Source organism: Actinoplanes sp. OR16 (genome assembly GCF_004001265.1).
Classification (GTDB): Bacteria; Actinomycetota; Actinomycetes; order Mycobacteriales; family Micromonosporaceae; genus Actinoplanes.
The window spans coordinates 6,643,293-6,667,555 of the sequence record NZ_AP019371.1 but is presented as its reverse complement, the minus strand read 5'-3'; the positions used below and the strand labels follow the sequence as shown (position 1 = coordinate 6,667,555).

25 protein-coding genes are annotated in these 24,263 nt (G+C 71.8%); 15 read left to right on the top strand and 10 right to left on the bottom strand.

What is annotated here, in order from left to right:
- Positions 1-29: 29 nt before the first annotated feature.
- A complete protein-coding gene (locus EP757_RS30490) occupies positions 30-1,952 on the top strand; it encodes a PAS domain-containing hybrid sensor histidine kinase/response regulator (protein WP_232050078.1) in 1,923 nt (640 codons plus the stop codon).
- On the opposite strand, the gene EP757_RS30485 is transcribed toward EP757_RS30490, so the two are convergent.
- Both EP757_RS30485 and EP757_RS30480 read right to left on the bottom strand, forming a co-directional pair.
- Positions 1,927-3,444 (bottom strand): flotillin family protein, encoded by a 1,518-nt coding sequence (locus EP757_RS30485; RefSeq protein ID WP_127551860.1) that lies wholly within the window; start codon positions 3,442-3,444, stop codon positions 1,927-1,929. The genes EP757_RS30490 and EP757_RS30485 overlap by 26 nt on opposite strands.
- A complete protein-coding gene (locus tag EP757_RS30480; RefSeq protein ID WP_127551859.1) occupies positions 3,445-3,978 on the bottom strand; it encodes an NfeD family protein in 534 nt (177 codons plus the stop codon).
- Between the two features lie 130 nt (positions 3,979-4,108).
- Between EP757_RS30480 and EP757_RS30475 the strand changes: the two genes are divergently transcribed.
- From EP757_RS30475 to EP757_RS30460, 4 genes are all read left to right on the top strand, one after another.
- Positions 4,109-5,587: a GGDEF domain-containing protein gene (locus EP757_RS30475; RefSeq protein ID WP_127551858.1), complete on the top strand. Its 1,479-nt coding sequence runs from the start codon at positions 4,109-4,111 to the stop codon at positions 5,585-5,587.
- 1 nt (position 5,588) lies between these two features.
- A complete protein-coding gene (locus EP757_RS30470; RefSeq protein ID WP_127551857.1) occupies positions 5,589-6,308 on the top strand; it encodes a hypothetical protein in 720 nt (239 codons plus the stop codon).
- An 86-nt stretch (positions 6,309-6,394) separates the two neighbouring features.
- On the top strand, positions 6,395-7,501 hold the full coding sequence (locus tag EP757_RS30465; RefSeq protein WP_127551856.1) for an SGNH/GDSL hydrolase family protein: 1,107 nt from the start codon (positions 6,395-6,397) through the stop codon (positions 7,499-7,501).
- A gap of 180 nt (positions 7,502-7,681) precedes the next feature.
- Positions 7,682-7,861 (top strand): hypothetical protein, encoded by a 180-nt coding sequence (locus EP757_RS30460; RefSeq protein ID WP_197725412.1) that lies wholly within the window; start codon positions 7,682-7,684, stop codon positions 7,859-7,861.
- On the opposite strand, the gene EP757_RS30455 is transcribed toward EP757_RS30460, so the two are convergent.
- The 3 genes from EP757_RS30455 to EP757_RS30445 are packed head-to-tail and all read right to left on the bottom strand — an operon-like array spanning position 7,849 to position 10,581.
- Positions 7,849-8,526, bottom strand: coding sequence for an alpha/beta hydrolase (locus tag EP757_RS30455; RefSeq protein WP_127551855.1), 678 nt, complete (start codon positions 8,524-8,526; stop codon positions 7,849-7,851). The genes EP757_RS30460 and EP757_RS30455 overlap by 13 nt on opposite strands.
- 10 nt (positions 8,527-8,536) lie before the next feature.
- Positions 8,537-9,217 carry an SGNH/GDSL hydrolase family protein gene (locus tag EP757_RS30450; RefSeq protein ID WP_127551854.1) on the bottom strand — a complete coding sequence of 227 codons (681 nt, stop codon included), beginning with the start codon at positions 9,215-9,217 and terminating at the stop codon, positions 8,537-8,539.
- Complete coding sequence (locus EP757_RS30445) at positions 9,217-10,581, bottom strand: MFS transporter (protein ID WP_127551853.1); 1,365 nt, start codon at positions 10,579-10,581, stop codon at positions 9,217-9,219. Before EP757_RS30445 ends, EP757_RS30450 begins: the two co-directional genes overlap by 1 nt.
- 91 nt (positions 10,582-10,672) lie before the next feature.
- Between EP757_RS30445 and EP757_RS30440 the strand changes: the two genes are divergently transcribed.
- Positions 10,673-11,119 carry a helix-turn-helix domain-containing protein gene (locus tag EP757_RS30440; RefSeq protein WP_127551851.1) on the top strand — a complete coding sequence of 149 codons (447 nt, stop codon included), beginning with the start codon at positions 10,673-10,675 and terminating at the stop codon, positions 11,117-11,119.
- A 234-nt stretch (positions 11,120-11,353) separates the two neighbouring features.
- Here EP757_RS30440 and EP757_RS30435 read toward each other — a convergent pair whose 3' ends face one another.
- The 3 genes from EP757_RS30435 to EP757_RS30425 form a co-directional block, all read right to left on the bottom strand.
- The gene (locus EP757_RS30435) at positions 11,354-11,752 is read right to left on the bottom strand and encodes a hypothetical protein (RefSeq protein WP_127551849.1); all 399 of its coding nucleotides are present in this window, start codon (positions 11,750-11,752) and stop codon (positions 11,354-11,356) included.
- A 120-nt stretch (positions 11,753-11,872) separates the two neighbouring features.
- Positions 11,873-12,355 carry an N-acetyltransferase gene (locus EP757_RS30430; RefSeq protein WP_127551847.1) on the bottom strand — a complete coding sequence of 161 codons (483 nt, stop codon included), beginning with the start codon at positions 12,353-12,355 and terminating at the stop codon, positions 11,873-11,875.
- 23 nt (positions 12,356-12,378) lie between these two features.
- A complete protein-coding gene (locus EP757_RS30425) occupies positions 12,379-12,657 on the bottom strand; it encodes a hypothetical protein (RefSeq protein WP_127551845.1) in 279 nt (92 codons plus the stop codon).
- Positions 12,658-12,675: 18 nt separating this feature from the next.
- Between EP757_RS30425 and EP757_RS42985 the strand changes: the two genes are divergently transcribed.
- Positions 12,676-13,197 carry a hypothetical protein gene (locus tag EP757_RS42985; RefSeq protein WP_160165924.1) on the top strand — a complete coding sequence of 174 codons (522 nt, stop codon included), beginning with the start codon at positions 12,676-12,678 and terminating at the stop codon, positions 13,195-13,197.
- A gap of 22 nt (positions 13,198-13,219) precedes the next feature.
- Here the strand turns inward: EP757_RS42985 and EP757_RS30410 are convergent, their stop codons facing one another.
- The gene (locus EP757_RS30410; protein WP_127551839.1) at positions 13,220-13,993 is read right to left on the bottom strand and encodes an alpha/beta fold hydrolase; all 774 of its coding nucleotides are present in this window, start codon (positions 13,991-13,993) and stop codon (positions 13,220-13,222) included.
- A 78-nt stretch (positions 13,994-14,071) separates the two neighbouring features.
- Between EP757_RS30410 and EP757_RS30405 the strand changes: the two genes are divergently transcribed.
- Genes EP757_RS30405 through EP757_RS30395 form a run of 3 tightly spaced genes read left to right on the top strand, consistent with a single transcriptional unit; the run spans position 14,072 to position 17,034 of the window.
- Entirely contained in the window at positions 14,072-15,358 is a 1,287-nt protein-coding gene (locus EP757_RS30405) for a glycosyltransferase family 4 protein (RefSeq protein ID WP_127551837.1), read from the top strand.
- The gene (locus EP757_RS30400; RefSeq protein WP_127551835.1) at positions 15,339-16,040 is read left to right on the top strand and encodes a class I SAM-dependent methyltransferase; all 702 of its coding nucleotides are present in this window, start codon (positions 15,339-15,341) and stop codon (positions 16,038-16,040) included. Before EP757_RS30405 ends, EP757_RS30400 begins: the two co-directional genes overlap by 20 nt.
- Positions 16,033-17,034, top strand: a complete 1,002-nt coding sequence (locus EP757_RS30395; RefSeq protein ID WP_127551833.1) for a prenyltransferase/squalene oxidase repeat-containing protein — start codon at positions 16,033-16,035, stop codon at positions 17,032-17,034. Before EP757_RS30400 ends, EP757_RS30395 begins: the two co-directional genes overlap by 8 nt.
- Here EP757_RS30395 and EP757_RS30390 read toward each other — a convergent pair.
- Entirely contained in the window at positions 16,991-17,611 is a 621-nt protein-coding gene (locus EP757_RS30390) for a class I SAM-dependent methyltransferase (RefSeq protein WP_127551831.1), read from the bottom strand. The genes EP757_RS30395 and EP757_RS30390 overlap by 44 nt on opposite strands.
- Before the next feature lie 76 nt (positions 17,612-17,687).
- Here EP757_RS30390 and EP757_RS30385 point away from each other — a divergent pair, with 76 nt between their 5' ends.
- The 5 genes from EP757_RS30385 to EP757_RS30365 all read left to right on the top strand — a co-directional run bounded on the left by EP757_RS30385 (position 17,688) and on the right by EP757_RS30365 (position 24,256).
- Positions 17,688-19,148: a 5'-methylthioadenosine/S-adenosylhomocysteine nucleosidase gene (locus EP757_RS30385; RefSeq protein WP_160165923.1), complete on the top strand. Its 1,461-nt coding sequence runs from the start codon at positions 17,688-17,690 to the stop codon at positions 19,146-19,148.
- 70 nt (positions 19,149-19,218) lie between these two features.
- Complete coding sequence (locus EP757_RS30380) at positions 19,219-19,848, top strand: hypothetical protein (protein WP_127551827.1); 630 nt, start codon at positions 19,219-19,221, stop codon at positions 19,846-19,848.
- 152 nt (positions 19,849-20,000) lie between these two features.
- Positions 20,001-22,736, top strand: coding sequence for a LuxR family transcriptional regulator (locus tag EP757_RS30375; protein WP_127551825.1), 2,736 nt, complete (start codon positions 20,001-20,003; stop codon positions 22,734-22,736).
- 114 nt (positions 22,737-22,850) lie between these two features.
- Positions 22,851-23,441 carry a DUF4255 domain-containing protein gene (locus tag EP757_RS30370; RefSeq protein ID WP_127551823.1) on the top strand — a complete coding sequence of 197 codons (591 nt, stop codon included), beginning with the start codon at positions 22,851-22,853 and terminating at the stop codon, positions 23,439-23,441.
- Positions 23,441-24,256 carry a carboxypeptidase-like regulatory domain-containing protein gene (locus tag EP757_RS30365; RefSeq protein WP_127551821.1) on the top strand — a complete coding sequence of 272 codons (816 nt, stop codon included), beginning with the start codon at positions 23,441-23,443 and terminating at the stop codon, positions 24,254-24,256. Before EP757_RS30370 ends, EP757_RS30365 begins: the two co-directional genes overlap by 1 nt.
- The last annotated feature ends 7 nt before the right edge of the window (positions 24,257-24,263 follow it).

Sequence of the window (24,263 nt, the reverse complement as noted above, 5' to 3'; positions counted from 1 at the left end):
CCGGGGTACGACAGTTCCGATAGTAAGGCGTGGCGGGTCAGCTCTATCTGCTCGGCAACCTGATCATCATGGTCGCCTACCTGGCGATCATGGTGGCGATCGTGGTGCCCGTGAGTCGTGCCGGGCAGCTGCGCACCAACAAGCTGGCCGTCGCCACCGCCGGGATCTTCTTCAGCTGCGCGGTCGGGCACGGACTGCACGCGCTCATGGTCCTCCGCGGCGCCGGGCACCCGGTCCACTCCCCCGGCTGGCTCTGGATCACCGCGGTCTGGGACGCGGTCACCGCCATGATCGGCGTCTTCTACTGGTCACTGCGGCGCAGCTATGCGGTGCTGCTCGGGCCGGGCGCGATCTACGTCGACCCGTGGGGTCAGCACCGGCTCGACGAGGCGAGCGCGCGGGAGCAGGCGGCGGTGAGCGCCGCCGCCAACCATCAGGCCATTCTCGCGACCGTGGTGGATCACATCGACGACGCGATCGTGGGTCTGACCCCGGACGGTCTCGTGACGGCCTGGAACCGCGGCGCCGAGAAGCTGTTCGGGCAGGCCGCGCCGGACATGCTGGGCAGGCCGGTGACCGTCCTGGAGAATCCCGCCAAGCTGCTCCAGCGGATGGGTGAGGGCGCCGAGGGGATTCATTACGAGACCGATTTCGTACGCCGGGACCGCCCTGCGATCCGGGTCTCGTTCGACATGGCCCCGATCCACGACCTCCACGGCACGGTCATCGGCGTCTCGGTCGTGGCCCGCAACATCACCGCCCAGATCGAGGCAGCCGAGCAGCAGCGGGCCATGGCCGAGCGCAGTCACCAGGCGCAGCGGATGGAGAGCCTCGGCAAGCTGGCCGGCGGTGTGGCGCACGACTTCAACAACATCCTGGCGATCATCAAGAACTACACCGACTTCGCCGCCGAGCAGAGCGAGGACCCGGAGGTACGCGCCGACCTCGCGCACGTGCAGACCGCCGCCGACCGGGCCACGAACCTGACCCGCCAGCTGCTCACCTTCACCCGTGGTGACACCATCCAGCCGCAGGACATGGACCTGAACCCGGCCGTCGCCGAGGTGCAGGGGATGCTCGCGCGCACGATCGGCGAGGACATCACGCTGATCGCGGTGCCGTCGGCGAAGCCGGTCCTCGTGCACGCCGACCCGGGCCAGATCCACCAGGTGCTGCTCAACCTCGCGATCAACGCCCGGGACGCGATGCCGGCCGGCGGCACGCTGGTCCTCGAGGTGAACACCGCGACGCTCGGCGGCGACGAGCTCGACCTGCAGCCGCCGCTGCCGGCCGGTGTCTACGCCCGGGTCGTGGTGAGCGACACCGGCGAAGGCATCCCGCCGGCCGTGGCGGAGCGCATCTTCGAGCCGTTCTTCACCACGAAACCGCGCGGCAAGGGCACCGGCCTGGGCCTGGCCACCGTCTACGGCATCGTCGCGGAGGCGGGCGGCGGCATCAACCTGTACTCGGAGGAGGGCATCGGCACGACGTTCCGCATCTACCTGCCGCTCGTGCTGACCGGCACGGCCACCGTGTCCACGGCCCCGAAGCCCGTCCCGCGCGACGGCGAAGGCCGGACCATCCTCGTGGTGGAGGACGAACCGGCCCTGGCTCGCGTGATCACCCGCATCCTGACGGGCGGTGGTTACCGGGTGGTCGCCGCGCACAACGGCCCGGAAGCGCTCGACGCCTTCGCCCGGCACCCCTGCGACGCGGTCGTCACCGACGTGATCATGCCGGAGCTGTCCGGGCCGAGGCTGGTGGAGCAGCTCCAGGAGAGCCGCCCCGACCTGCCCGTCCTCTACATGTCCGGGTACAGCAACGGCCTGCTCGGCACCACCCACGTCCTGGACGGCGACATCGCCTTCATCGAGAAGCCGTTCACCGCCCAGGACCTGCTGCTGAAACTCGACGCAACGCTGCGGGTCAGCGGGCCTCGGACTCCAGGCTGAGACCGTTGTCGGCGGCCGGCTTGGTCGCCCGGGCCTCGCCGAGCTTGGCGAGCAGGCCGGCCAGGTCGACGCCGGTGAGGTCGGAGCCGAGCTGCAGGCCCTGCGCCACGTTGTTCGCCACCGACTTGGTCAGCGACGACGCGCCGTCGGACGAGATGACCGTCATCTTGTCGATGGCCGCCATCGGCGCCGCCGCCGCCTCGACGACCTGCGGGAGAACCTTGACGAGGAGGTCGAGCACGGCTGCTTCGCCGTACGACGAGAATGCCTCTGCCTTGCGGGCCATCGCCTCGGCCTCCGCCTGACCGCGGGCCAGGATCGCCGCGGCCTCGGCCGCACCCTCACGCTCGATCGCCTCGGCGATGGCGGTACGCCGGCGCTGCTCCGCCTCACCCTCCTTGGCGCCCTCGATCGCGTGCGCCTCGGCGAGCGCGGCACGACGGGCGCGCTCACCCTCACCGGTCAGGCGGGCCTGCTCGGCCGACGCCTGAGCCGCGGCGATGGTGGCCTGCCGCTGCGCGTCCGCGCCGATGACCGAGGCGTTGCGCGCGGCCTCGGCCTCCTGCTCCACCTTGTATCGCGCGGCGTCGGCGGGCTTGCGGACCTCGGTGTCGAGCTGGCGCTGCTTGAGCTCGGCGTTGCGCTCGGCCACCTTCTGCTGCTCGGCGAGGATCTGCTGGTCGCGCTCGGCCTGGGCGAGCGGGCCGGCCGCGTCGGACTTCGCCTTCGCGGCGTCGATCTCGGCCTGGATGCCGGCCTTCTTCAGGGCGAGGTTCCGCTCGGCCTCGGCGATCGCCTCCTCGGCGAGCAGGCGCTCCTGCTCGGCGGCCTGCCGGGCGCGGGCCTCGGCGATGGCCGCGTCCTTGAGCACGCGGGCGGCCTCGGGACGGCCGAGGTCCTGCAGGTAGGAGCCCTCGGCGAGGATGTCCTGCAGCTGGAACGTGTCGAGCACCAGACCCTGGTTGGTCATCGAGTGCTCGGCCTCCTCGGCGACCGCGCTGGCGAACGCCGCCCGGTCCCGGATGATCTCCTCGACGGTGAGCCGGCCGACGATCGACCGCAGCGCGCCGGCCAGGACCTCACGGGTGAAGTCCTCGATCTCGTCCTGCTGGTGCAGGAACCGCTGCGCGGCGGCGCGGATCGCGTCCTCGGTGCCACCGACCTTGACGATCGCGACGCCGTGCAGCTCGGCGCGGATGCCCTGCTTGGAGACGGCGCCCTTGATGCTGACGTCGATGCGGCGGCTGGACAGGTCGAGCGACTGGAGACGCTGGACGACCGGCATGACGAACACCGAGGCGCCCATCACGACCTTCTGCCCGGAGAGGTCGGTGCTGCTCGTGCCGTCGGCCGACTGGGTCACCCGGCCCTTGCGCCCGGTGATGATGAAAGCCTCGTTCGGCCCGGCCACCTTGATCCGGGTGAGCACGAACAGGACGAGGAGGATGACGAGCAGGACGGCGCCTGCGATGGCGTACAGCACGGGTGACATCTATACCTTTCCGGTGTGCGGGGTCGCTTCGACCACGACGCTGGTGTCGGTGGGTGCTTCCACCACGAAGATCGGGGTGCCGGCCGGCAGGGCCTGGTCGGCACGGGCGTAGAGCTTGACCGGCTGCCCGCCGAGACGCACGCGCACTTCGCCGTAACCACTGCCGGCCGGGACCCGGGTCACCACGACGCCGATGGTGCCGACCAGGTTCTGCCGGGTGGGTGTCGCGTCGGTGCGCATGTCGCGGGCCGCGCGGGAGAACCTCAGCGCGAGCCAGGCGGCGGCGAAGGCGGCGACGAGCGCCACCGCGACTGCGATCAAGATCATTGAGGGGGTACGGGCGGACAGCAGCTCTGCGGTGATCGCCCCCGCGAAGCCGAGGGCGCCCAGGAAGCCGGCGACCGCCTCGACGGGCACCAGCCCGTCGGCGCCGAAGTGCCCGAAGTTCGCGATCTCGCCGCCGAGCAGGGCGAACGCGAGGATGGCCAGGCCGGCGCCGCCGATCACCAGGAACACCACGGTCGCCGTCGTCACTCGAAACCCCTGCCTCGTCCACGCCGGTGCTCGACCGGGGACCACAGCGTAGGGCAAGCGCGCTAACAGCGAAATTACAGCTTCTTGACAATCTCTCAAGATCCGGCTGTCGCCGCCGATCGATGCGGCCGTGAAACCAGACGGCCTCCCGGCCCGGATCGGCGTGCCGATCGGGTTCCTCGTCGTGGCCGCGGGTTTCGCCACCGGCTATCTGGTCGGGTCGGAGGCGGTCCGGCTGCTGCTCATGATGCTCTCCGGCGTCATCGCCGCTCTGGGCATCGCGGCCGGCGTACGGGTGCATCGCCTCCCGGACCGGCGCCCGTGGCTGCTCACCGTGCTGGCGCTGATGATGCTCACCGTCGCCAACGCGGCCTGGTACCTGCCGGCCGCCGTCCCCGGCGGCGCCGACGTCCCGCAGCCGCTGCTGGCCGTGCTGCCGCCGCTGTTCGGTTACGTGTTCTTCCTGGCCGCCAGCTTGATGATCGTGTTGCGGCACACCCCGCGCGACGCGAGCGGCACCATCGACGCCGCGGTCTGGGGCATCGCGGCGGCCACGCCGGTCTGGGAGTTCCTGTTCCGCCCGCAGATGCTGGCGAAGGGTGACTCGACCGCCACGCAGCTGTTCGCGCTCACCCAGTTGCTGGTGCTGTTCGGCATCTGCGGCGCGCTGCTGCGGGTGGTCCGGACCAGCGGCCGGGGCCAGGTCAGCCTCCTGTTCCTGTTCGGCGCGCTGGGCCTGACCGTGCTCGGCACCGCCGTGGTGAACATGGCCTCGACCGATTCCGGTCAGGGTTCGGCGCCGGCGCTGCTGTTCGCCCTCGGCTACCTCAGTCTCGGCGCGGCCAGCCTGCACCCGAGCGCCGCCCGGCTGATGAACCCACCGGCGCGGGCCGTCGACCGGGCCCCGAAGATGCAGCTCAGCGTGCTCGGCGGCGCCATGCTGCTGATCCCGGTGGTCGGTGCGGCCGGGCAGCTCGCCGGCTCGCCCGCGGACGGCCTGCTGCTCACCATCGCGCCGATGCTGACGATCCCGCTCGTCCTGATCCGGATCGGACGGCTCAACGCGCTGCGGTCCCGCGACCGGGAGGCGCTGGCCCGCCAGGCCGCGCACGACGAACTGACCGGCCTGGTCAACCGGCGGCAGCTGTTCGCGATGATGGAGAAGGCGATCGCCCGGCACGCCGCGGGCGAGGGCGGTGACCTGGCGCTGCTCTACTGCGACCTCAACGACTTCAAGCCGATCAACGACCGGTACGGGCACGACGCCGGCGACGCGGTGCTGCGCGCCACCGCCCGGCGCATCACCGATGTGGCGCGGTCGACCGACGTGGTGGCCCGCATCGGCGGCGACGAGTTCCTCGTCTTCTGCCCGGACGCTGACGGCGACACCGCGTACACCCTGGGCGCCCGCATCGTGCGCGCCGTGGCCGAGCCGGTCGCCTGGCGTGGCGAGACGCTGCGTGTCTCGACCGCCCTCGGAACCACCGTCTGGTCCGAGCGGCGGGTGATCGCCCCGGACGACCTGCTGGCGCGGGCGGACGCTCAGATGTACGAGAACAAGCGCGCTAGTGTCACGGCTCCCCGCACTACTGCTGCCCATGGAGCCTGAGATGGAACTGCCCGAGGACGCCTCGGCATTCGACCGCCGCGTCGTGTCCGGCGGCCTGTTCGACGACGAGATCGCGTGGCTGCGCTCGCGCCGCGCGGCCCTCGCTGAGCGGACCGGCGGGCCGGACGACGCGCGGGCGCTGGTGGCCGCGCACACCATCAGCGTCTATCCGGACAAGTGGACGGGGTTCGGCTTGACGCTGCCCGCATCGGTCAGCCGCGCCCACGTCGCCGCTGTCACGGACCCTCTCGAGCTGCTCAAGACCTCGTTCGCCTGGGGCTCCGGCACCCGGCAGGCCTACGGGCCGCACCGCCTCGGCGAGATCCTCGTCGACGCCCAGCCGGCCAAGCTGGACGCCGCAACCGCCGCCCTGCAGAAGGACGGCCCGGTCGCCGCCTACCGCGTACTCCTCTCCGGCGAACACAAGATCGCCGGGCTCGGCCCTGCCTTCTTCACCAAGTTCCTGTACTTCACCGACAGCTCGGCCCTGATCCTCGACAAGCAGCTCGCCGCTGCCATGCGCCGCTTCTGGGAGCGCCGTCACACCGCGGGTGACCCGGATCCGGAGTGGCTGTGGCGTCCACCGACCTGGAGCTCCTACCGCTACCACGTCTACCTGGCGTTCATGACCATGGCGGCCGCGCGACTGTCCGACTCGTCCGAAGCGTGGACCACTGACCTGATCGAACGGTTGTTGTTCGGCACGCCGCTTCCGTCCTGACATCCACCGATCCGTCTATTGCCCGGATGTCACACACTCGCCCACACTGCGAACAGGTCGCAAAAGGAAACATCGGGGGGCGGCTGATGACGAATCGCCGGAACTTCATCCGGGCGAGCGCCGTCGCCGGCGGGGCCATAGCAGCGGGAATAGCCGCCGGCGCGGCCACGGCGCCGGCGGCCCGCGCGGCCGGTGACGCGGCGCCGGACCGGCTGGCGCTGCTGTCCTGGCACGCTGCGCTGGCGAACCGGCGCTACCAGCCGGCGGTCGTCGCGGTGATCGGCTCGTCGAGCACCGAGGGCGTCGGCTCGGTCCATGGCCGCGGCTACGTGGCAGTGCTGGCGGAGAACCTGCGGCACGCGTTCCCGGTGGCCGGCGCCGCCGGTGGCGCGAACTTCGTCGCCGCGTGGGGCCGCCCGGACCGCTGGCCGGTGATCGCGAGCGGCGGCGGCCGGCCGGCGCCGCCGGATGACGGCTGGGCGCTGAAGGGCTGGGAGCTGACCGGCGGCACACTCACCCACTCGTTCACCGGGACCAGCGTGCGGGTGTGGCACTCGCCCGCTGCCGCGCTGACGGTGACCGTCGACGGCCGCCCGATCCCGGCGTCCGGCTCCGGGCCGCTGGCCGCGGGCAGTCACACCGTGACGGTGAGCGGCACCGGCCGGGTCAACGGCTTCGTCACCTTCGACGGCGACGAGCACCGCGGCATCCAGGTGTGGAACGGCGGTCACGGCGGCCGCACCACCGGCAGCTTCGCCGCGCAGACCTCCGCGTGGGCGCCGAGCCTCGCCGAGATCCGCCCCGACCTGGTGATCCTGCAGCTGGGCGTCAACGACTGGCGTACCGGCGTGCCCGCCGCGACCGTCAAGCGCAACCTCAAGGCGATCATCAAGGCGGCACGGTCGGCGGCCGGAACAGACCCGTCGTTCGTCGTCTACGGCTCGCCCCGGGTGGGCCCGGGCCGGGCCGAGGGCTTCGGCCGCCTGGCGCAGGCTTGGCGGGAGGTCGCGGCCGAGGACTCCGGGGGGTACGGGGGTACGAGCGCCGTGACCTACTTCGACCTCGCGGCCCGGCAGCTGCCCCCGTCCGGCGACAACCGGCTGGGCCTGTACTGCGACGACCTCATCCACATGACCGACAAGGGCGCGGCGCACACCGCCGACGCGCTGACCGGCTTCCTCACGCCCGATTAGTTCGGCGGGCCGGGAGGTCCTACCGTCATGCCCACTGTTCAAGCAATCGTCAGCACCCCGAAGATCGACCGCCTGCTCGCCTTCGACCAGCAGCTGCTCGGCGCCGTCGAGGTCAACCTGACCAGCGCGATCAGTTAGACGAACGCCAGGCGGAGGCGCGCGGGCAAAGTCGGGATCGCGATGGAGCAGATCGCCGTCTACTGGGACCTGTCCCTGCAGCAGAACGTCCCCCGCGCGGTGCTGGCCCGGGTGTACAGCTACGACGCCGTCGGCTCGTTCGCCGCCGTCCCGCTCGGCGAGGCGGTCGTGGGGCCACTCGCCGAAGCGGTCGGCATGCGCACAGAAGATCAAAGACCTTGAGCCAGTCGTACGATCGTCGACGCCACCGCGCCCGGCTCGACGAGCATGTGCAGGTGCTCGCCGGTCAACGTCTCGACGGCCCACCCCCGGGCCCGCGCATCAGCCTGCTCCTCGGCGTATGTGGACCCGAATCCCACGTACGCCGCGGGATTGTGATCCCAACCGGCGGAAACCTTGACCCGGGCAGTGAGGTAGTCGAACGGCACCCGCTGCTGCTGGGCCTCCACCGCCGCCCGGGTCGCGGCGTCCGGGAACAGCGCGGCGACGTCCGGCTCCGGCCACCAGCGCGTCCACTCCGGAAGCAGCCCCTCGTCGTCGGTCTGCTCGCGCAGCAGGTCGCGCAGCCCCTCCGGCGCCACCGGCAGCTCGCCCTCGGCCGGCGGCAGCACCGCGTCCACGAACACCGCCCCGCGCACCGGCCGGCCACCGGCCAGCGCGGGCACGTAGAGCCCGGCGTTGCTGTGCGGCACCAGCACCACGTCGCCGGACTGCGGGAGCTGCTCGGCCAGCCGCGCCAGCACCACCGCCGGGTCGGCCGACGCCGGAACCGGCGGATCCACGAGCACCGCGCTCACCCCGAAGCCGGCGCGCAACGCGGCGGCCACCGGCTGCCAGACGGCGGAGCCGAGGAACGGGCTGGGAAGCAGGACGGGCGTGAAAGTCATGCGTTCTCTCCTACCATCCGCGCCTCTCGTCACGCTCGCCAAGCCGCGCCCCGAGGGCTCTGACCATGAGCGTGGCGATGGCCGCCTGCCCCACCGTGGCGAAGTGGATCCGGTCGCCGCTGAGCAGGTTCGGGCGGTCGTTGAGCCGGTGGTCCCAGCAGTCGGCGACGACCGCGTCGTATTCGGCCGCACGTCTGCGGGTGATGTCGTTGAGGCGCGCGACCCGGTCGGTGAAGTCCGGGAACGCGGGAACCACGAAGGCGCGTCCGAGGGTGAACACGCTCAGCCGGGCGCCGGTGGACGCCGCCCACACGTACATCGCCCGCAGGTCGTCCTCGATGCGCGTCCAGTCGGGCCGGCGGCGCATGATGTCGTTGGCGCCGCTGTTGAGGTGCAGCAGGTCCGGGGCGAAGCCGGTGATCCGCTCGGCCTGCTCGGCTTGCGCCTGCGCTGTCGTCGCGCCGACGCGGGCGGTGTTGAGGTAGGCGAGTCCGGGCTGGACCTGCCGCAGCACGCGCGCCATCCGGTCGGCCCAGCCGAGGCTGTCGTATCCCGGGGTCGGGTCGCCGACGCCGAGCGACAGGCTGTCGCCGAAGACGGCGAAGCGCCGCCACGGCGCGTCCGCGAGGATCCGCGCGGCTGCCTGCGGTATGAGGACGTCGGGGTCGGTGAGCTCGGTCAAGGCTGTCATCACTGGGTCACCGTCCTTGTGCTGGTCTGCCGGATGAAGAGTGCGGTCGCCGCGCTGATCAGCACCAGCGCGGTCACGAAGACCCAGCCGGCCGCAAAGCCGCCGCCGACCTGGTCACCGAGGATGGCCACGAGACCGGCGATGCCGAGGGCGTAGCCGGTCTGGCGGGCGGTGTTGACGACGCCGCTGCCGGTGGCCGCGTCGCCCGGTGACAGGTCACTGGTGGCGGAGGCGATCAGGGTGGGCATGGCGATGCCGATGCCGGCGCCGATGATCAGCCAGGCGGGAAGCACATCGACGGCGTACTGGCCGCCGCCCCGGATCGCCAGCAGCAGCGAGCCGGCGCCGAACACGACAAGGCCGGTCGCGATCACGTAGCGGGGCTGGGCGCCGCCGGCCCGGCGCTGGGTGAGGGCGGCGAACAGCGGCACCATCAGCGGGCCGGGCAGCAGCGCCAGTCCCGCCCGGAACGGGCCGTACCCGGCAGTCGTCTGCATCCACAGCGACACGCTCAGGAAGACGGCGCCGAAGGCGCTGGTGAAGACCAGGATCGTCAGGTTGGCGATGCTGAAGCTGGGCACCCGGAACAGCCGCCGTGGCAGCACCGGCGCCGCATGCGTCCGCACCCGGTGCACCAGCAGCCCCAGCGCGGCCAGGGCGAGCCCGGCGACCAGCAGCAGCGGCCCCGTCTCCCAAGCGCCGGCCATCACCAGGCCGAGCGAGACCGCGCCGACGGTCACGGCGATCGCGGCCGCGCCGACCGGGTCCGGCATCCGCGCCGTCGTCGCTTGCGCGGACGCCGGTAGCAGGCGCGCCGCCAGCACGAACGCGACCATGCCGATCGGCAGGTTGAGCAGGAACGCCCACCGCCACGACACGTCGGCCAGCAGCCCGCCGATCACCGGCCCGAACGCTCCCGCGAACGACGACGTGGTGGCCCAGATCCGTACGGCGCCGGGCCGGCGCGTCTCCGGCAGCACGCTGAGGATCAGCCCGAGGCTCGCCGGGGTCAGCGCCGCGGCGCCGACTGCCTGCACGGCCCGGAACCCGACCAGCGCCCACAGGCCCGGCGCCACCGCGCAGCCGAGACTGGCGACCGTGAACAGCGCCAGCCCGGCGAGGAACGCCTGCTTACGGCCATAGCGGTCGGCGAGCGCGCCGGCCGGGACGAGCAGCGCCGAGTAGACGACGATGTAGGCGTTGAGCACCCAGCTCAGATCGGCCAGCGAGGAGCCGGGGTAGGTCGCGCCGATCGACACGAGCGCGACGTTGACGATGAACAGGTCGAGCATGGTCATGAACGCGGCCGCGCACAGCAGCACTGTGGTCCGGGTGGCGGCCTGGTGTGAGACCTGCGTGCTCATGCCTTCTCCATCGACGGTTGTGTTTTCAAACCGACCTCATCGTGCGGTCGTAGGTTTGAAAACACAACCCTCTTCGGGAAGAATGGCGCTCATGCCGGCCGCGCCATCCGAGAGGACACCGAGGGACTGCACCATCGCCGACGCCCTCGAGATCGTCGGCGACCGGTGGAGCCTGCTGATCGTGCGCGAGCTGTTCTACCGCCAGCAGCGCTTCACCGAGATCGTCCGCAACACCGGGGCCCCCCGCGACATCGCAGCGGCACGGCTGCGCAAGCTCGTCGACCACGGCGTCATCGCCCGCGAGCAGTACAGCGAACGCCCGCCGCGCTACGAGTACCGCCTCACCCGCGCCGGCCGTGACCTGTCACCGGTGCTGCTCACCCTCAAACGCTGGGGTCACGAGCACGTCCGGCACGGCGACGACCCGGTCCGCTTCGACCACACCTGCGGGCACGAGTTCGTGGCCGAGGTCCACTGCACCGCCTGCGGCGATCCACTCGGCAGCGGACAACTCAAGCTCCAGGACCCACCGGCCTGAAATCAGCGCCCCGGGAGAAGCCGGGGTGATCTCGCCGGGACCCGCCGGCACTCGCGAACGAGGCAGCGCCCGGCTCGGCGAGCAGGCGCACGTGATCGCCGGCCGTCACCTGCACAGCTCATCCCCTCCCCCACTCGTCACGCCGGCCGTGCCGCCCGGCGGCTCACGTGGGCGTGGGCGTTCGGCGGGAAGGTCCGCTCGACCCGCGACACCGCCGTGGAGACTCCTCAGGGGTTACGCGCGCAACCGCTCCACGGGCAGGACCGGTACCAGGCCCGCGATCCGGCCGGCCAGCGCCGCGTCGACCGTGACCAGGGCGTCGGCCTGCAGGCGGGTCACCGCGGCGTACTCGGCGTCGCGCAGCGTCGCCCAGCCCTGCTCCCGCGCGATGCGCCAGGCCACGGCCCGTGACACCCGATCGTTGAGCGCCCGGATCTTCAGCCCGGTGAGCAGCTCGTGCGCCCGCATCGCCGCGTCGTCGTCGCGGGCGCCGTTGCGCACGTCGTCGAGCAGCAGCTGCAGCGCCTCGGAGCGGATCGACGCGGGCGCCACCAGTCGATGGCCAGGGTCGACGGCGACCTTGTGATCGACGAGGTGCAGCAGGGTGGGAGCGTCGATCACGTACCGGCTCATGCGGCCAGACTACGCAGCAGGGCGGTCATCGCGTCGTTCTCCGCCGTCTGCTCGTCCGCCTCTACTGCGAGGACCTCGTCCACGTGACCGACAAGGGTGCGGCGCACACCGCCGACGCCCTCACCGGTCTCCTCTCCCCGGGGTGAGATCCTTCGCCATGTTGCGGCCTGTCTCGGCGAACCCGAGCTGCTCGTAGAGGGCCCGCGCGCCGGTGTTGTGGGCGAAGACGTGCAGGCCGAGCCGGGTGAGCCCACTCTCCGCGCACCAGCGCTCGGCGGCCAGCATGATCGCCCGGCCGTAGCCCTGTCGTCGCTTGTCCTCGTCGACGGCGACGTTGTGGACGAGCGCGGATCCGGTCGCCTCGGTGACCACAATCCAGAGGAAGCCGACCCGCAGGTCGCCGTCGTAGGCGTACCAGAAGTGGTTGCCCGGGGTGTCCCGCTCGCCCGGCAGCAGTCGCGCATAGGTCTCGGCCGCCTGCCGGGCCGCGTCCCGCGACGACCGGCCGGTGGCTTCGACGCTGCGCGCATAGTGTGCCTCGGCCTCCGCCCGCCACGACACGTACTCGTCCTCGGTCATCGGCTGCAGACGCACTTCGATCATGCCGGTCAACCTACGCCCGGCGGTCAGGCCGCCCAGTCGGCGGCCTCGGCCAGGGCGCCCAGCACCGATCCGGCGACGATGACCCACCACAGTGCGGCGACCCGCCGGAAGTGCTGCACGTCGAAGGTGGTCTCGCCGGGGATCGGCTTGTGCCACGACGACGGCAGCACGTGATGCGCGGCGCCGGGGATCCGCCGCCGCTCGTGTTCGGCCTTGGCGAGCGCATGCCGGGCCTGCAGAACGCTCGCGCCGCCGAGAAGCAGCGCGGCGACGAAGGCGGCCAGGTGCTGAAACTGTTCCATGGCCTCCATAGTGGAGGAGTGACGTTCGACCTCATAGCGGCAGCGGCGAGTGACAAGCCGAACCCGGCGTCGGCGCGCGTCATGGTGATCTGGCACGTGGTGGTCGCCGGCGTCCTGCTCCTGATCTGGCTGCAGCCGTTCGCCTTCCTCCCGTTCGTCTCGCTGCCCTTCCTGCTGCCGATGGCCGTCCTCTACCTGCTCGGCGCCGCCTTCTACGCCTGGAAATACTGGACGAACCACGCGGTCGGCGTCGCCCCGTCCGCGGAGCTGCTGGTGGAAGGCGACGGGCAGACATTGCGTGAACGTCTGATGTCCGCCCTGACCCTGATCGGCGCGGAGATCGTCGCCTTCGACTTCACCGACCCCGCGGCCGGCCGGGTGACGGCCCGGACCAGCGGCGCCCTGATCACCGCGTCCACGACCGCCGAGAAGGACGACCACCACCTCGTACGGATCGAGGGCACCGCCACCCGCCGCGTCGACGGCCTGCCCCAGGCCCGCCAGCGCGTCGACGACTTCCTGAAGGTCTTCCTCGGCTGACCGACGAGTTCCCCGAACGAATTCAGCGGGATGTCGTGGGGGGCGCGTCGACTTCGATTCCCTTTCCGTGGTCCTGAATGTCGCTACTCCTGCGCCGAGAAGAAGAAGCGTGAGCGCGGTGGCGAAGAAGTTGACGGCTTCGTCTATCGGCTGGGGATGGGGGCGGCCAGGGAGAGGACGGCTGCCGCCTCCGACCAGAACTGGTCCGGCGCCAGGGAATGGACGCGGTCGCCCACCGGGATCGTTGCGAGGCGGCGGACGGGATCGCTGCGGCCACGGCTGCCAGGCGGCGGGGTGGGACGCAGCTGGTGCGGCCTCCGGAGAGGATCAGGGTCGGCTGGGTCACCGACGGCAGGGCTGACCACCAGGCCGGGTCGGGGCGGGCGAGTTGGTGGAAAATCGTGACCTTCACTCCTAGATCGCGGCTTGCTGAGACGCGCGCGCCCGCTGAGCACAGGCCGGCCAGCGCGCTCTGGAACAGCGACGGCGCGCGCGGCGGCGCCGCCAGGTCTTCCAGGATCAGCCGGCTGGCGAGCGACGGGGACGCGAGGGCCGCCGCCAGGGCCGCGTGGACGCCTACCGAGTGGCCTACGAGCACGGCATCGCGCAGCGAGAACGCCCCGAGAAGGCCCAGGACGTCGTCGCGCAGGGCCGGCAGGGAGTAGTCGTCGACGCGGGAGCTCGACGCGTGGCCTCGCAGGTCGGCGGCGATCACGCGGTAGCCGGCGGGGGCTACGCGCAGGGCGAAGCGGTCCCACGTACCGGCATGGCTGCCGGTGCCGTGCAGCAGGAGCATCGTGGGCGCGCCGGTGGGGCCGGCCGGAATCCGGCAAGCCGAGCGCGCCCGGAAATAATCACCTCATAGGGTCAGGTGGTGATCTCCGCGCCGCTCCGCATCGCCCTGTTGTCGTATCGCAGCAAACCGCACAGCGGCGGCCAGGGGATCTATGTCCGGCATCTGTCGCGGGAACTGGCGCGGCTCGGCCACCACGTCGAGGTCTTCTCCGGGCCGCCGCTGCCCGAGATCAACGAGGACGACGGGGTCGGTCTCACCGTCCTGCCCAGCCTCGACCTCTACCGGGAGCCCGATCCTTTCCGGACACCAAAGATCAAGGAGTTTCGTACGTCGATAGACCTGCTCGAATGGCTGTCGATGTGCACAGGGGCGTTCCCGGAGCCGTTGACGTTCTCCCTGCGAGCGTGGCGGCACCTGAGGGCGAGGCTGGCCGAGTTCGACGTCGTGCACGACAACCAGTGCCTGGGCTACGGCCTGCTGCCGCTGGCCCGCACCGGCACCCCGGTCGTCGCCACGATCCACCATCCGATCACCGTGGACCGCGATCTGGAGCTGGCGGCCGCGCCGGACTGGAAGCGGCGGCTGTCCCTGCGGCGGTGGTACGCGTTCACCCGCATGCAGGGCCGGGTCGCCCGGCGGCTGGGCTGGCTGACGACGGTGTCGACGGCTGCCCGGGACGAGATCACCGAGGCGTTCGGGGTGCCCGCGGACCGGATGCGGGTGATCGGCGTCGGTGTGGACGTGGACGTGTTCAGCCCTCGGCCGGGCACCCCGCCGGTCGACGGCCGGATCGTGACGGTGGCCAGTTCCGACGTACCCCTGAAGGGCTTGAAGGAGCTGATCGAGGCGGTCGCCAAGCTGCGGGCGGAACGCGGGGTCGAACTGGTGGTGGTCGGCTCGGTGCGCCCGGACGGACCCGCGGCGCAGGCGATCACCCGGCTGGGGCTGGACCGGTCCGTGCGGTTCGTGTCGGGCATCCCGGATGAGGAACTGGCTGATCTTTTCCGGTCGGCGTCGGTGGCTGTGGTGCCGTCGAAGTACGAGGGTTTCTCACTGCCGGCGGTCGAGGCGATGGCGTGCGGGGTGCCGCTGGTGGCGACGACCGCGGGCGCTCTGCCGGAGGTGACCGGGCCGGACGGGCTCGCGTCGCTGCACGTGCCGCCGGGCGATCCCGGGGCGCTGGCGTCGGCGATCGGGAGGTTGCTCGACGACGAGGGACTCCGGATGACGCTGGGCGCTCGTGGCCGCGAACGAGCAGTGGAGAACTTCACCTGGCGGCGGACCGCGATCCGGACCGCCGAGTGGTACACAGAGGCGATCTTGGAGAAGAAGGCAGGGAGAACCATTGCTGACCGTCGACTATGACCGCCTGGACGTCCGGCCGGGAATGCGGGTCCTCGACCTCGGATGCGGCGAGGGCCGGCACACCTTCGAGGCGTACCGGCGCGGCGCCGACGTCGTCGCCCTCGACCTGAACGAGAAGGACCTGGCCACGACCGCCCAGTGGTGCGCGGCCATGGAGATGGCCGGCGAGGTCCCGGCGACGGCGAGCGCCACGACGGTCCACGGTGATCTGCTCGATCTCCCGTTCCCGGACGCCGGCTTCGACCGGATCATCGCCTCGGAGGTCCTCGAGCACATCCCGGACGACAAGACGGCGATCACGGAACTCACCCGCGTGCTCAAGCCCGGCGGTCTGGCGGCGGTGACGGTGCCGCGCTGGCTGCCCGAGCGGGTCTGCTGGGCGCTGTCCGATTCGTATCACGCCAATGAGGGTGGGCACGTCCGCATCTACAAGGAGGACGAGCTCGCCGCCAAGCTCCGGGAAGCCGGGCTGACGGTGACCGGCAACGGGTTCGCGCACGCGCTGCACAGCCCGTACTGGTGGCTCAAGTGCGCCATCGGCGACGCCTTCCCCACCAGGGCTTATCACAAGCTGCTCGTCTGGGACATCGTCGAGAAGCCGGCGCTGACCCGGGTCGTGGAGCAGGCGCTGAACCCGCTGATCGGCAAGAGCGTGGTCATCTACCTGGAGAAACATGCCTGACCAGATCGCTGAGACCGTCGCCAGCATCGCCGCGCAGCAGCAGGACGACGGGCTCATCCCCTGGTATGCGGGCGGGCAGGCCGATCCGTGGGATCACGTCGAGGCGGCGATGGCCCTCGACGCGGGCGGCGAGCACGAGCGGGCCGCCGCGGCCTACGACTGGCTGCGCCGCATGCAGCGGCCCGACGGATCATGGGCGTCCCGGTACGACCCCGGCAACGTGATCGCGGACGCGACGGCCGAAACCAACCATGCCGCCTACGTGGCGGTCGGATCGTGGCACCACTGGCTGTCGACCGGGGACAGCGCGTTCCTGGAGCGGATGTGGCCGGCCGTGCGGCGGGCGCTCGACTTCGTCACCGGCTGTCAGGCCCCGGGCGGCGAGATCGGCTGGGCGGCCGGCGATCCGACCGCCCTGCTGACCGGATGCTCGAGCATTCATCAGGCGCTGCGGTGCGGAGTCGCGATCGCGACGCTGCTCGACGAGCCGCAGCCCGACTGGGAGCTGGCCGCGGATCTGCTGGCTTCCGCGCTGCGGGAGAGGCCGGCGGCGTTCGCCGACAAGAGCCGCTTCTCGATGGACTGGTACTACCCGATCCTGGGAGGGGCGATCCGGGGCACGGCGGCCCTCCGGCGGATCGAGGATCGCTGGGAGGAGTTCGTCGTACCGGGAAAGGGGATCTTCTGCGTCTCCGACCAACCCTGGGTGACCGGCGCCGAGACGTGCGAGCTGGCCCTGGCCCTGGACGCCATCGGCGAGCGTGACGCGGCGTCGGCCCTGGTCGCCGACATGCAGCATCTGCGCGAGGACGACGGCTCCTACTGGACCGGCCTGGTCCTGACCGACGGCGTGCGCTGGCCGGTCGAGCGCACCACCTGGACGGCCGCCGCCGTGGTCCTCGCCACCGACGCCCTGACCGGCGGGCATCCCCGCTCGGCGATCTTCCGCGTCACCGCTTCCGGCGCAGAAGCCGCAGCGAACCCTGCCCCGTGAGCTCGGCGTATTCGCCGCTGTCGATCGCCTGGCGGTAGATCCGGTACGGCGCCTGCCCGCCGTCGGCCGGATCCGGGAACACGTCGTGGATGGCCAGGACGCCGCCGACCATCAGGTGCGGCGCCCAGCTCGCGAGATCCCGCCGCGCCGACTCGTCGGTGTGGCTGCCGTCGAGGAACACGAACGCGAGCGGCGTCCCCCAGATACGCGCGAGATCCTCAGACCTCGCGATGACGGCGACGACCACATCTTCGGCCTTCGCCGCAGCGATCGTACGGCGGAAGCCCGGCACCGTGTCGATCAGCCCGACAGCGGGGTCGACGAGGCCGGGGTCGTGATATTCCCAGCCCTCCTGATGCTCCTCCGACCCCCGGTGGTGGTCGACGGTGACGACCGTGGTGCCCTTGACCCGTGCCGCGGCGGCCAGGTAGAGCGTCGACTTGCCCAGATAGCTGCCCACCTCGAGGATCGGCCCGGCCGGCGCTGCGAGCGCTGCCTCGGCGAGCGCCAGCCCTTCATCGGCGGGCATGAACCCGGTCGCGGCTTCAGCGGCGGCCAGCAGGTCGGTATCGAGCATCGCCACAGCTTACAAAGCAGCCTACGCGACCGTCCTCTGCGATCAGTCACTTACGCGCCCGCTACTCTCGGGGATCGTGAGCGCCCAGGACGATGTGCAGGTCGTGGTTCTGACCGCACTGCCCGTGGAGTACGACGCAGTAGCACGGCACCTGCACGGTCGCGTAGTACGCCGCGATCGAGTCGGCACACAGTTCGAGGTCGGCTCGATCACTGGTGGTAGCCGTGTAGCGGTCGCCGAGCTGGGACCGGGCAATTACGCCGCAGCGCTCGTGACCAGTCATGCCATCGAGATGTTCCATCCGAAGGCGATTCTGTTCGTGGGCATCGCCGGGGCCCTGCACAGCGATCTCCAGCTCGGCGATGTAGTCGTGGCACCCAGGGTCTACTCGTATCAGGGTGGCATGGCGAAGGGCGACGATTTCCTCGCCCGCCCTCAGTCCTACAACGGAGACTGGGCGCTCAGCCAGAGCGCGCGTGCCGCAGCCCGGGCCTGGCGTGCCGCGCCACTGTCCTTCGCTGTGCACCACAGGCCTATCGCCGCAGGTGAGGTCGTGCTCAACTCGCGCACGCATCCGCTGGCCGAGCAGTTGAGGCGCAACTACAACGACGCCGCAGCGATCGAGATGGAAAGCGCCGGCATGGCTCACGCGGGCCAGATGCACCAGACACCGACACTCACCGTACGCGGTATCAGTGATCGGGCCGACGGGGGAAAGGAACTAGTCGACGCCGCAGGTTCACAGCCGGCTGCGGCCGACCATGCCGCGGAGTTCGCGATGGCCGTCATCACCGACTACCTCGCTGGGGTGATCGGTTCTCCCAACCAGGTGGCGGTTGCGGGCGACGTACGCCGGCAATCCTCGCACCGCGAGGTCGCCGCGCACGATCCCGCAACGCACACCGGGCCCTCGTGGCGCAGGGAAAGTGGGCCGCTCGATGTTGCCTGGCGGTCGGCCATCACTCGGCGAAGGCAGAGTTTCGAATCACCAGCGTTGGAGTTGCATCTGGTTCCGATCGATCCGGCGCCTCACATCGAGGTCCGCCGCCTGGCCGCCCTTGCCGAGGAACTCGCCGCCCATCTTCCGGCGAGGGTCCCGGTCGAGACCGATGTCGACGATCAGGGTGCCCGGGCGGTCTCGTCCGACAGCACCTCCGGACCGCACGGGCTGTTCGTCGGCCGCCACGGGCAGCGGTCCGCCTGGGAACCCCTTCCCAAGGATTCGATGGGCGCTGTCCTTGACGAGACCTGGCTGCTCGACCATCTGGCAGCATCGATCATCACTTTGATCACGCTCAGTCCGCGGAGTGCAGCCCGATATGCGCCTGCACTGGCTGTCATGCCGGCCGACATGCTGACCGTCGGGCGGCTCGACCGGATGCCACGCTCCCACGGAAGCGGGTTCCTGATGAGGGCCAAGCTCGAGGTCCCGCCCGAGGAATCAGTGCCGGCCGATGACCTCGGCGATCTCGCATCCGACGTGGCTGCCGAGCTGGCAGCCAGGCTGCTGATGGCCTTCCATCGGGGCAACCGCTAGCGGCCGGTTGCCTCAGTCGTGATGCTTACTGCGCGATCCTGACGACACGCCGCGGTGCCACGATTGCTCGATGAATAGCGCCATGTCCGGTCCCTGGGCCGTCTTGCCGACGCCGGCTCTCATGGCGCAGCCCGCAGAGATCTCCGCTGAGGACGGCCTGGACAAGCTCGTCGTAGACCTCGCCCAGGTGGCAGGCGCGGTTCTCAGCTTGGTAGCGATCGTGATCGCCGTGCTGGCGATGGCCAAGTCGAACCGGGACCTGGCAAAGGAGCGACGCAGGCAACACGAACTGGAGGTGTTGCGTGACATCGCGGAGATCCTGGCTCGTCTGGACCGGGAGACGGCGCATACCGCCGGTGACCTGATGGCCCCGTTCGACGAAGTGCAGCATCTCAAGACGCGGCTGATTCTGATCAAGTCCAATGACGACTTTCCCATGACACGGGCAGCGATCGGCGCTCACCCTGCTGAGCGCGGGGCTGAGGCCTTCGCAGCACGGTTCCGAACCGCCGTCGAGCGGAAGGAGAAGGAATTCCAGCAAGAGGAAGCGCGCGGGGGGATCGCGGAGTGGCGGAACATCGCCTTCGAGCTGGCCGCCTTTCGATTAGGGCTGGTGGTCACCCCGCAAGAAGGCGGTCATGGCTCGATCCTGGCGCGGGAATTGGACGATGCCATCGAGAAGCGGATGAAGAGCCGCTGAGCCGAGCGCAGGCATCCGACGGATCGTCACCTCGGGCGACCTGGTCCACTCAGGTCGGAGCCGGGCGTGGGGACGGGTCCGCCACGAGGGACTTCGCGGGTTCCGCCCGATCAACGACAGACTCGGCGCGGCCGGTTGCCTACCATGCGTCCATGCTCAACGGAGCAACGGTGCTCTATGGCCGCGATCCGGAGTGCCGCGTGGTGGACGAGTTGCTCGCCGGGCTACGGTCCGGGGTGGGCGGCAGCCTGCTCTTCACCGGTGATCCGGGCATCGGCAAGAGCGCCCTTCTGGGGTACGCCGCCGAGCGCGCCTCTCCCGCGCCCGTGCTGACCGTGCACGGGGCGGAGGCGGAGCGCGATCTGCCGTTCGCCGGGCTGCACGCGTTGCTGGCCCCGGTGCGCCACCTGCTGCCCCGCATCCCCGAGCACCAGTGCGCGGCCCTGTCGGCCGGTCTCGGGTCGGGCCCGCAGCCCGACACCGATCCGTACGCGGTCGCCGCCGGCACCCTGAGCCTGCTCACCGCCGCCGAACCGGGGCACGGCCTGCTGCTCGTGGACGACCTGGACCTGCTCGACCAGATCTCCCGGAGCGCGGTGCTCTTCGTGGCCAGGCGGGCGGCCGGCGCCGGCGTCGGCGTGATCGCCACGACCGGCCGCGGCGACGGACCGTACCCGCTGGAACCGCACCGCCTGGAACCGCTGGACGACGGCGACGCCGGTGCGCTGCTGCACCACGTGTCGCCGGTTCCGCTCGCCGGCACGGTGCAGCACCGCCTGGTCCGTGCCTGCGCCGGCCTGCCGCTGGCGCTGGTCGAGGCGCCCGGCGTGCTGGCGCCGTCCGAACTGGGCGGTGGGGCGCCGCTGCCCGAGCCGCTGCCGGCCGGTCCCCGGCTGCTGCACGCGGTACGCCGGCGCGCCGCCACGCTCACCGACGCGGACTGGTCGGCGCTGCTGGTGGTGGCGGTCGCCGGTGACGCCGGGCTGCAGGCCGTCCGGGCCGTGCTGACCGAGCTCGGCCTGCCCGCCGAGACGCTGGACGCGGCCGAGGCGGCCGGCATGCTCCGGTGCCACGGCAACGAGGTGAGCTTCCGCGACCCGCTGGTGCAGCGGGCCGCCTACGAGCAGGACGACGTGTCCCACCGCCGCCGGGTGCACGCCCTCTTCGCCGAGGTGACCAGCGGCGCCCGTCGTGCCCGCCACCTCGGCGTCGCCACCCTGGGGCTGGACGAGCGGGTCGCCGCCGAGCTGGAGGGCACGGCCACCCAGCCGTACGCGGCCGGGACGATGAGCGAAGCCGCCGGGCTGCTGGAGTGCGCGGCCGAGCTGACCGCCGACCCCGCGGCCCGGGCCCGGCGGGCCATGGTCGCCGCCGAGTGCTGGCAGCTCGCCGGCTACCCGGACCGGGCCGCCCGGATCGGCGACGGGATCACCCACCGCAGCGACGACGTCGGGGTCCGCTCGGACGTGCAGGCCATGCTGGCCCGCTCCGACCGCATCCGGGCACGGCCCGACCAGGCCCGGCGGACGCTGCGCCGGGAGGCCGTGCGGGTGCGCTCGCTCGACCCCGGCCGGGCCTCGGCCATGCTGCTCGCGGCGGCCGACTCGGAGGCGCTCGCCGGTGAGCCGCGGGCCGCGCTCGCCGCCGTGACGCAGGCCGGCCGGATCGGCGCCGGATCCGGGCCGCCGCCCGACGTGCTGGCCGGGCGCCGGGCCGCCGCGGAGGCCTGCGCCGGCGACCTGGCCGCGGCCCGGGACCTCTGGTCCGGGTGCCGGGACGCGCTGGACCGGCGCACCTGCGACGGCCTGCTGCCGATCGGCTGGCGCGGCGACCTGTGGCTCTGGTACCCGCTCCTGCTGCTGCGCCTCGGCGAACTCGCCCTGGCCGCCCCGCTGGTCGAGGAACTGGTCTTCGAGGCCCGCCGCCGGGAGATCGGCAGCCTGCTCGCCGGGTTGCTCGCCGTCCAGGCCGAACTGCACGTGCGCACCGGGGCGTGGGAGGACGCGCAGGCCGAGGCTGCGGAGTCGGTGCGCCGCGCCGAGCGGCTCGGGCAGGGGGCGTACGAGGCGATGGCCCGGCTGGCCCTGGCCCGGATCGCGGCCGCCCGCGGCGCCGGGGAGGAGTGCCGCGAGCTGCTGGCCCGGGTCCGGCAACTGGTCACCGGTCTGCGGCTGGGCGGCCTGGTCGTGCTCACCGAGGCGACCGAGGGGCTGCTCGAGCTGAGCCTGGGCGACGACGAGGCCGCGTACGCGAGGCTGGCCGCTGCCGCCCGCTCGGCCGAGGCCCGCGACACCGGCGACCTCGGGCGCCTGTCCTGGGTCGGCGACCTGGTGGAGGCGGCCGTCCGGGCCGGGCACCCCGGTGAGGCGCAGCGGCTGCTGGCCGCCGTGTCCCCGGCCGAGGCCGGCTCGCCACCGCTGCGCGCGGTGCTGCGCCGCTGCGCGGGACTGGTGTACCCGGACCGGGCCGCCGAGGAGTTCCGGGCCGCGTCGGACACCGGCGAGCCGTTCGAGGCGGCCCGCGCCCGGCTGCTCCTGGGCGAATCCCTTGCCACCCTGGGGTGCCCCGGCGACGCCGAGCCGCCGCTGCGGCAGGCCCGGGACACGTTCGCCCGGCTCGGCGCGCGGCCCTGGGTGAGCCGCGCCCAGCGGACCCTCGACCGGAGCGAGCCGGCCTCGGCCGAACCGCCGAGATGGCGGGTGGCCGGGCTGACCACCCAGGAGCTGCGGGTCGCCGAACTGGTCGGGCAGGGCGCCACCAACCGGGAGACCGCCCAGGAGCTGTTCCTCAGCCCGAAGACCGTCGAGTTCCATCTGCGCAGCGTCTACCGCAAGCTCGGGCTGCGCTCCCGGGCCGAGCTGGCGCACCTGCTGGGCCGGGACCGGTGAAAACCCCGGACGCGCGGACCTGGGGTTCCGGCCGGGGTTCTCATCGGCGCGATCCGGGGACGCCTGCGCCTAGCGTCGGGCCGTCATGGCGGATCCGGCGCGGGGAGGCTCGGGGTGGGCGATCACAACGTCATCGCCGACGTGTCCGAGATCCTGCTCGGGGTGCTGCAGGACGCCGTCCGCCCGCTCGGCACCGGTGAGCCGTACGCGGTCCTCGACGACCTGTCCGGCACCGTCCCGACGAACCCCGCCAAACTGAGTCTCTTCCTGTACGAGATCGCCGAGGATCCCGCGTCGCGCAACCGGGCCTGCATCCGCGTCGATCCGATCGGCGACGACCCGCGCACGCGGGTGCGCAAACCCCCGATGGCGCTGATCCTGCGCTACCTGATCACCGCGTGGGGCGGTAACCAGATCACCCAGCACCAGATGCTCGGCCGGGCCCTGGAGGCGCTCTACAACGACGCGATCCTCACCGGCTCGCGGCTCGGCAAGAGCCTGGCGGGCAGCACCGACAGCCTCCATCTGACGCTCACCCCGCTCACCCTCGACCAGAAGTCGTACGTCTGGTTCGCCCTGCAGAAGCCGTACCGGCTCTCCCTCAACTACGAGGTCCGGGTCGTCAACCTGCAGGCCGGCGAGCGCCCCGGCACCGGCGTGGTGACCGGCCGCGCGCTCGACTCGGGCCGGCTGCGGGAGCCGTGATGAGAGATCGGGTCCGGATCGAGATCAGCGCCGGGTGGCTGGTGCTCTGGGACGACTTCCACCGGGATCGGTACGCCGGGCGGATCGGCACCCGCCTGGAGCGCTGGACCGGAACCGAGTGGCTGCCGGACGACGCCCGGCCGCTGATCACCACGGGACGGGTGCTCACCTACCCGGGGCTGGGCCGGCGGCACCGTCCACGCGCGACCGAGCGCTCCCTGTACCGGGTGCACGTCGAGGCGCCCGGATACCGGCCCCTCTACGAGCCCGAGCAGCCCGATCAGCCGGACCAGACCCCGCCCGACCCGTGGGCCGACCGGGGCCGGCAGAAGCCCGAATCGTACGGGCGCCTGGTCTTCACCACAGCGGCGGACGGGCGCGAGATCGACGTCGTGCACTACGACGCGACGACCCCGCCGGACGCCGGGGCGGCGCCGAAGCCGGAATTCCTGCCCCTGGTGCCGGCGATCGACTTCGCGTATCCCCCCGGCACCCGGGTCGTCACCGGCCGGGTCCAGCGGCCGGACGGCGCGGGAGTCCCCGGCGTGCTGGTCCAGGCGGTCACCTCCAGCGAGCTCTCGCACGGCGACTGGTACGAGCGCACCGTCACCGACGCCGGGGGCCGATGCCGGCTGGCGCTGCGCTGGCGGGGCGCCGTCGACGAGCCGCTGACACTGACCCCGCAGCGCGAGACGTTCCTTGTTCACGCCTACGAGTCGCCCGGACGCTCCGGCACCGCCGACGTCGTCATCGATCCCGCGGAGGCGCAGCCGGGCCGTCCGCGCGAGCCATTCGTCATCGAGATAGCCGATTAGGCCCATT

Bases quoted from the DNA above. Each gene is read 5' to 3' on its own strand.
- EP757_RS30440 (WP_127551851.1), top strand. From the start codon at position 10,673: ATGCCGGCCGCGCCATCCGAGAGGACACCGAGGGACTGCACCATCGCC.
- EP757_RS30380 (WP_127551827.1), top strand. From the start codon at position 19,219: ATGAATAGCGCCATGTCCGGTCCCTGGGCCGTCTTGCCGACGCCGGCT.
- EP757_RS30465 (WP_127551856.1), top strand. From the start codon at position 6,395: ATGACGAATCGCCGGAACTTCATCCGGGCGAGCGCCGTCGCCGGCGGG.
- EP757_RS30455 (WP_127551855.1), bottom strand. From the start codon at position 8,526: ATGACTTTCACGCCCGTCCTGCTTCCCAGCCCGTTCCTCGGCTCCGCC.
- EP757_RS30485 (WP_127551860.1), bottom strand. From the start codon at position 3,444: ATGTCACCCGTGCTGTACGCCATCGCAGGCGCCGTCCTGCTCGTCATC.
- EP757_RS30435 (WP_127551849.1), bottom strand. From the start codon at position 11,752: ATGAGCCGGTACGTGATCGACGCTCCCACCCTGCTGCACCTCGTCGAT.
- EP757_RS30430 (WP_127551847.1), bottom strand. From the start codon at position 12,355: ATGATCGAAGTGCGTCTGCAGCCGATGACCGAGGACGAGTACGTGTCG.
- EP757_RS30390 (WP_127551831.1), bottom strand. From the start codon at position 17,611: ATGCTCGATACCGACCTGCTGGCCGCCGCTGAAGCCGCGACCGGGTTC.
- EP757_RS30460 (WP_197725412.1), top strand. From the start codon at position 7,682: ATGGAGCAGATCGCCGTCTACTGGGACCTGTCCCTGCAGCAGAACGTC.
- EP757_RS30395 (WP_127551833.1), top strand. From the start codon at position 16,033: ATGCCTGACCAGATCGCTGAGACCGTCGCCAGCATCGCCGCGCAGCAG.
- EP757_RS30375 (WP_127551825.1), top strand. From the start codon at position 20,001: ATGCTCAACGGAGCAACGGTGCTCTATGGCCGCGATCCGGAGTGCCGC.
- EP757_RS30445 (WP_127551853.1), bottom strand. From the start codon at position 10,581: ATGAGCACGCAGGTCTCACACCAGGCCGCCACCCGGACCACAGTGCTG.
- EP757_RS30365 (WP_127551821.1), top strand. From the start codon at position 23,441: ATGAGAGATCGGGTCCGGATCGAGATCAGCGCCGGGTGGCTGGTGCTC.
- EP757_RS30470 (WP_127551857.1), top strand. From the start codon at position 5,589: ATGGAACTGCCCGAGGACGCCTCGGCATTCGACCGCCGCGTCGTGTCC.
- EP757_RS30425 (WP_127551845.1), bottom strand. From the start codon at position 12,657: ATGGAACAGTTTCAGCACCTGGCCGCCTTCGTCGCCGCGCTGCTTCTC.
- EP757_RS30450 (WP_127551854.1), bottom strand. From the start codon at position 9,217: ATGACAGCCTTGACCGAGCTCACCGACCCCGACGTCCTCATACCGCAG.
- EP757_RS30410 (WP_127551839.1), bottom strand. From the start codon at position 13,993: ATGCTCCTGCTGCACGGCACCGGCAGCCATGCCGGTACGTGGGACCGC.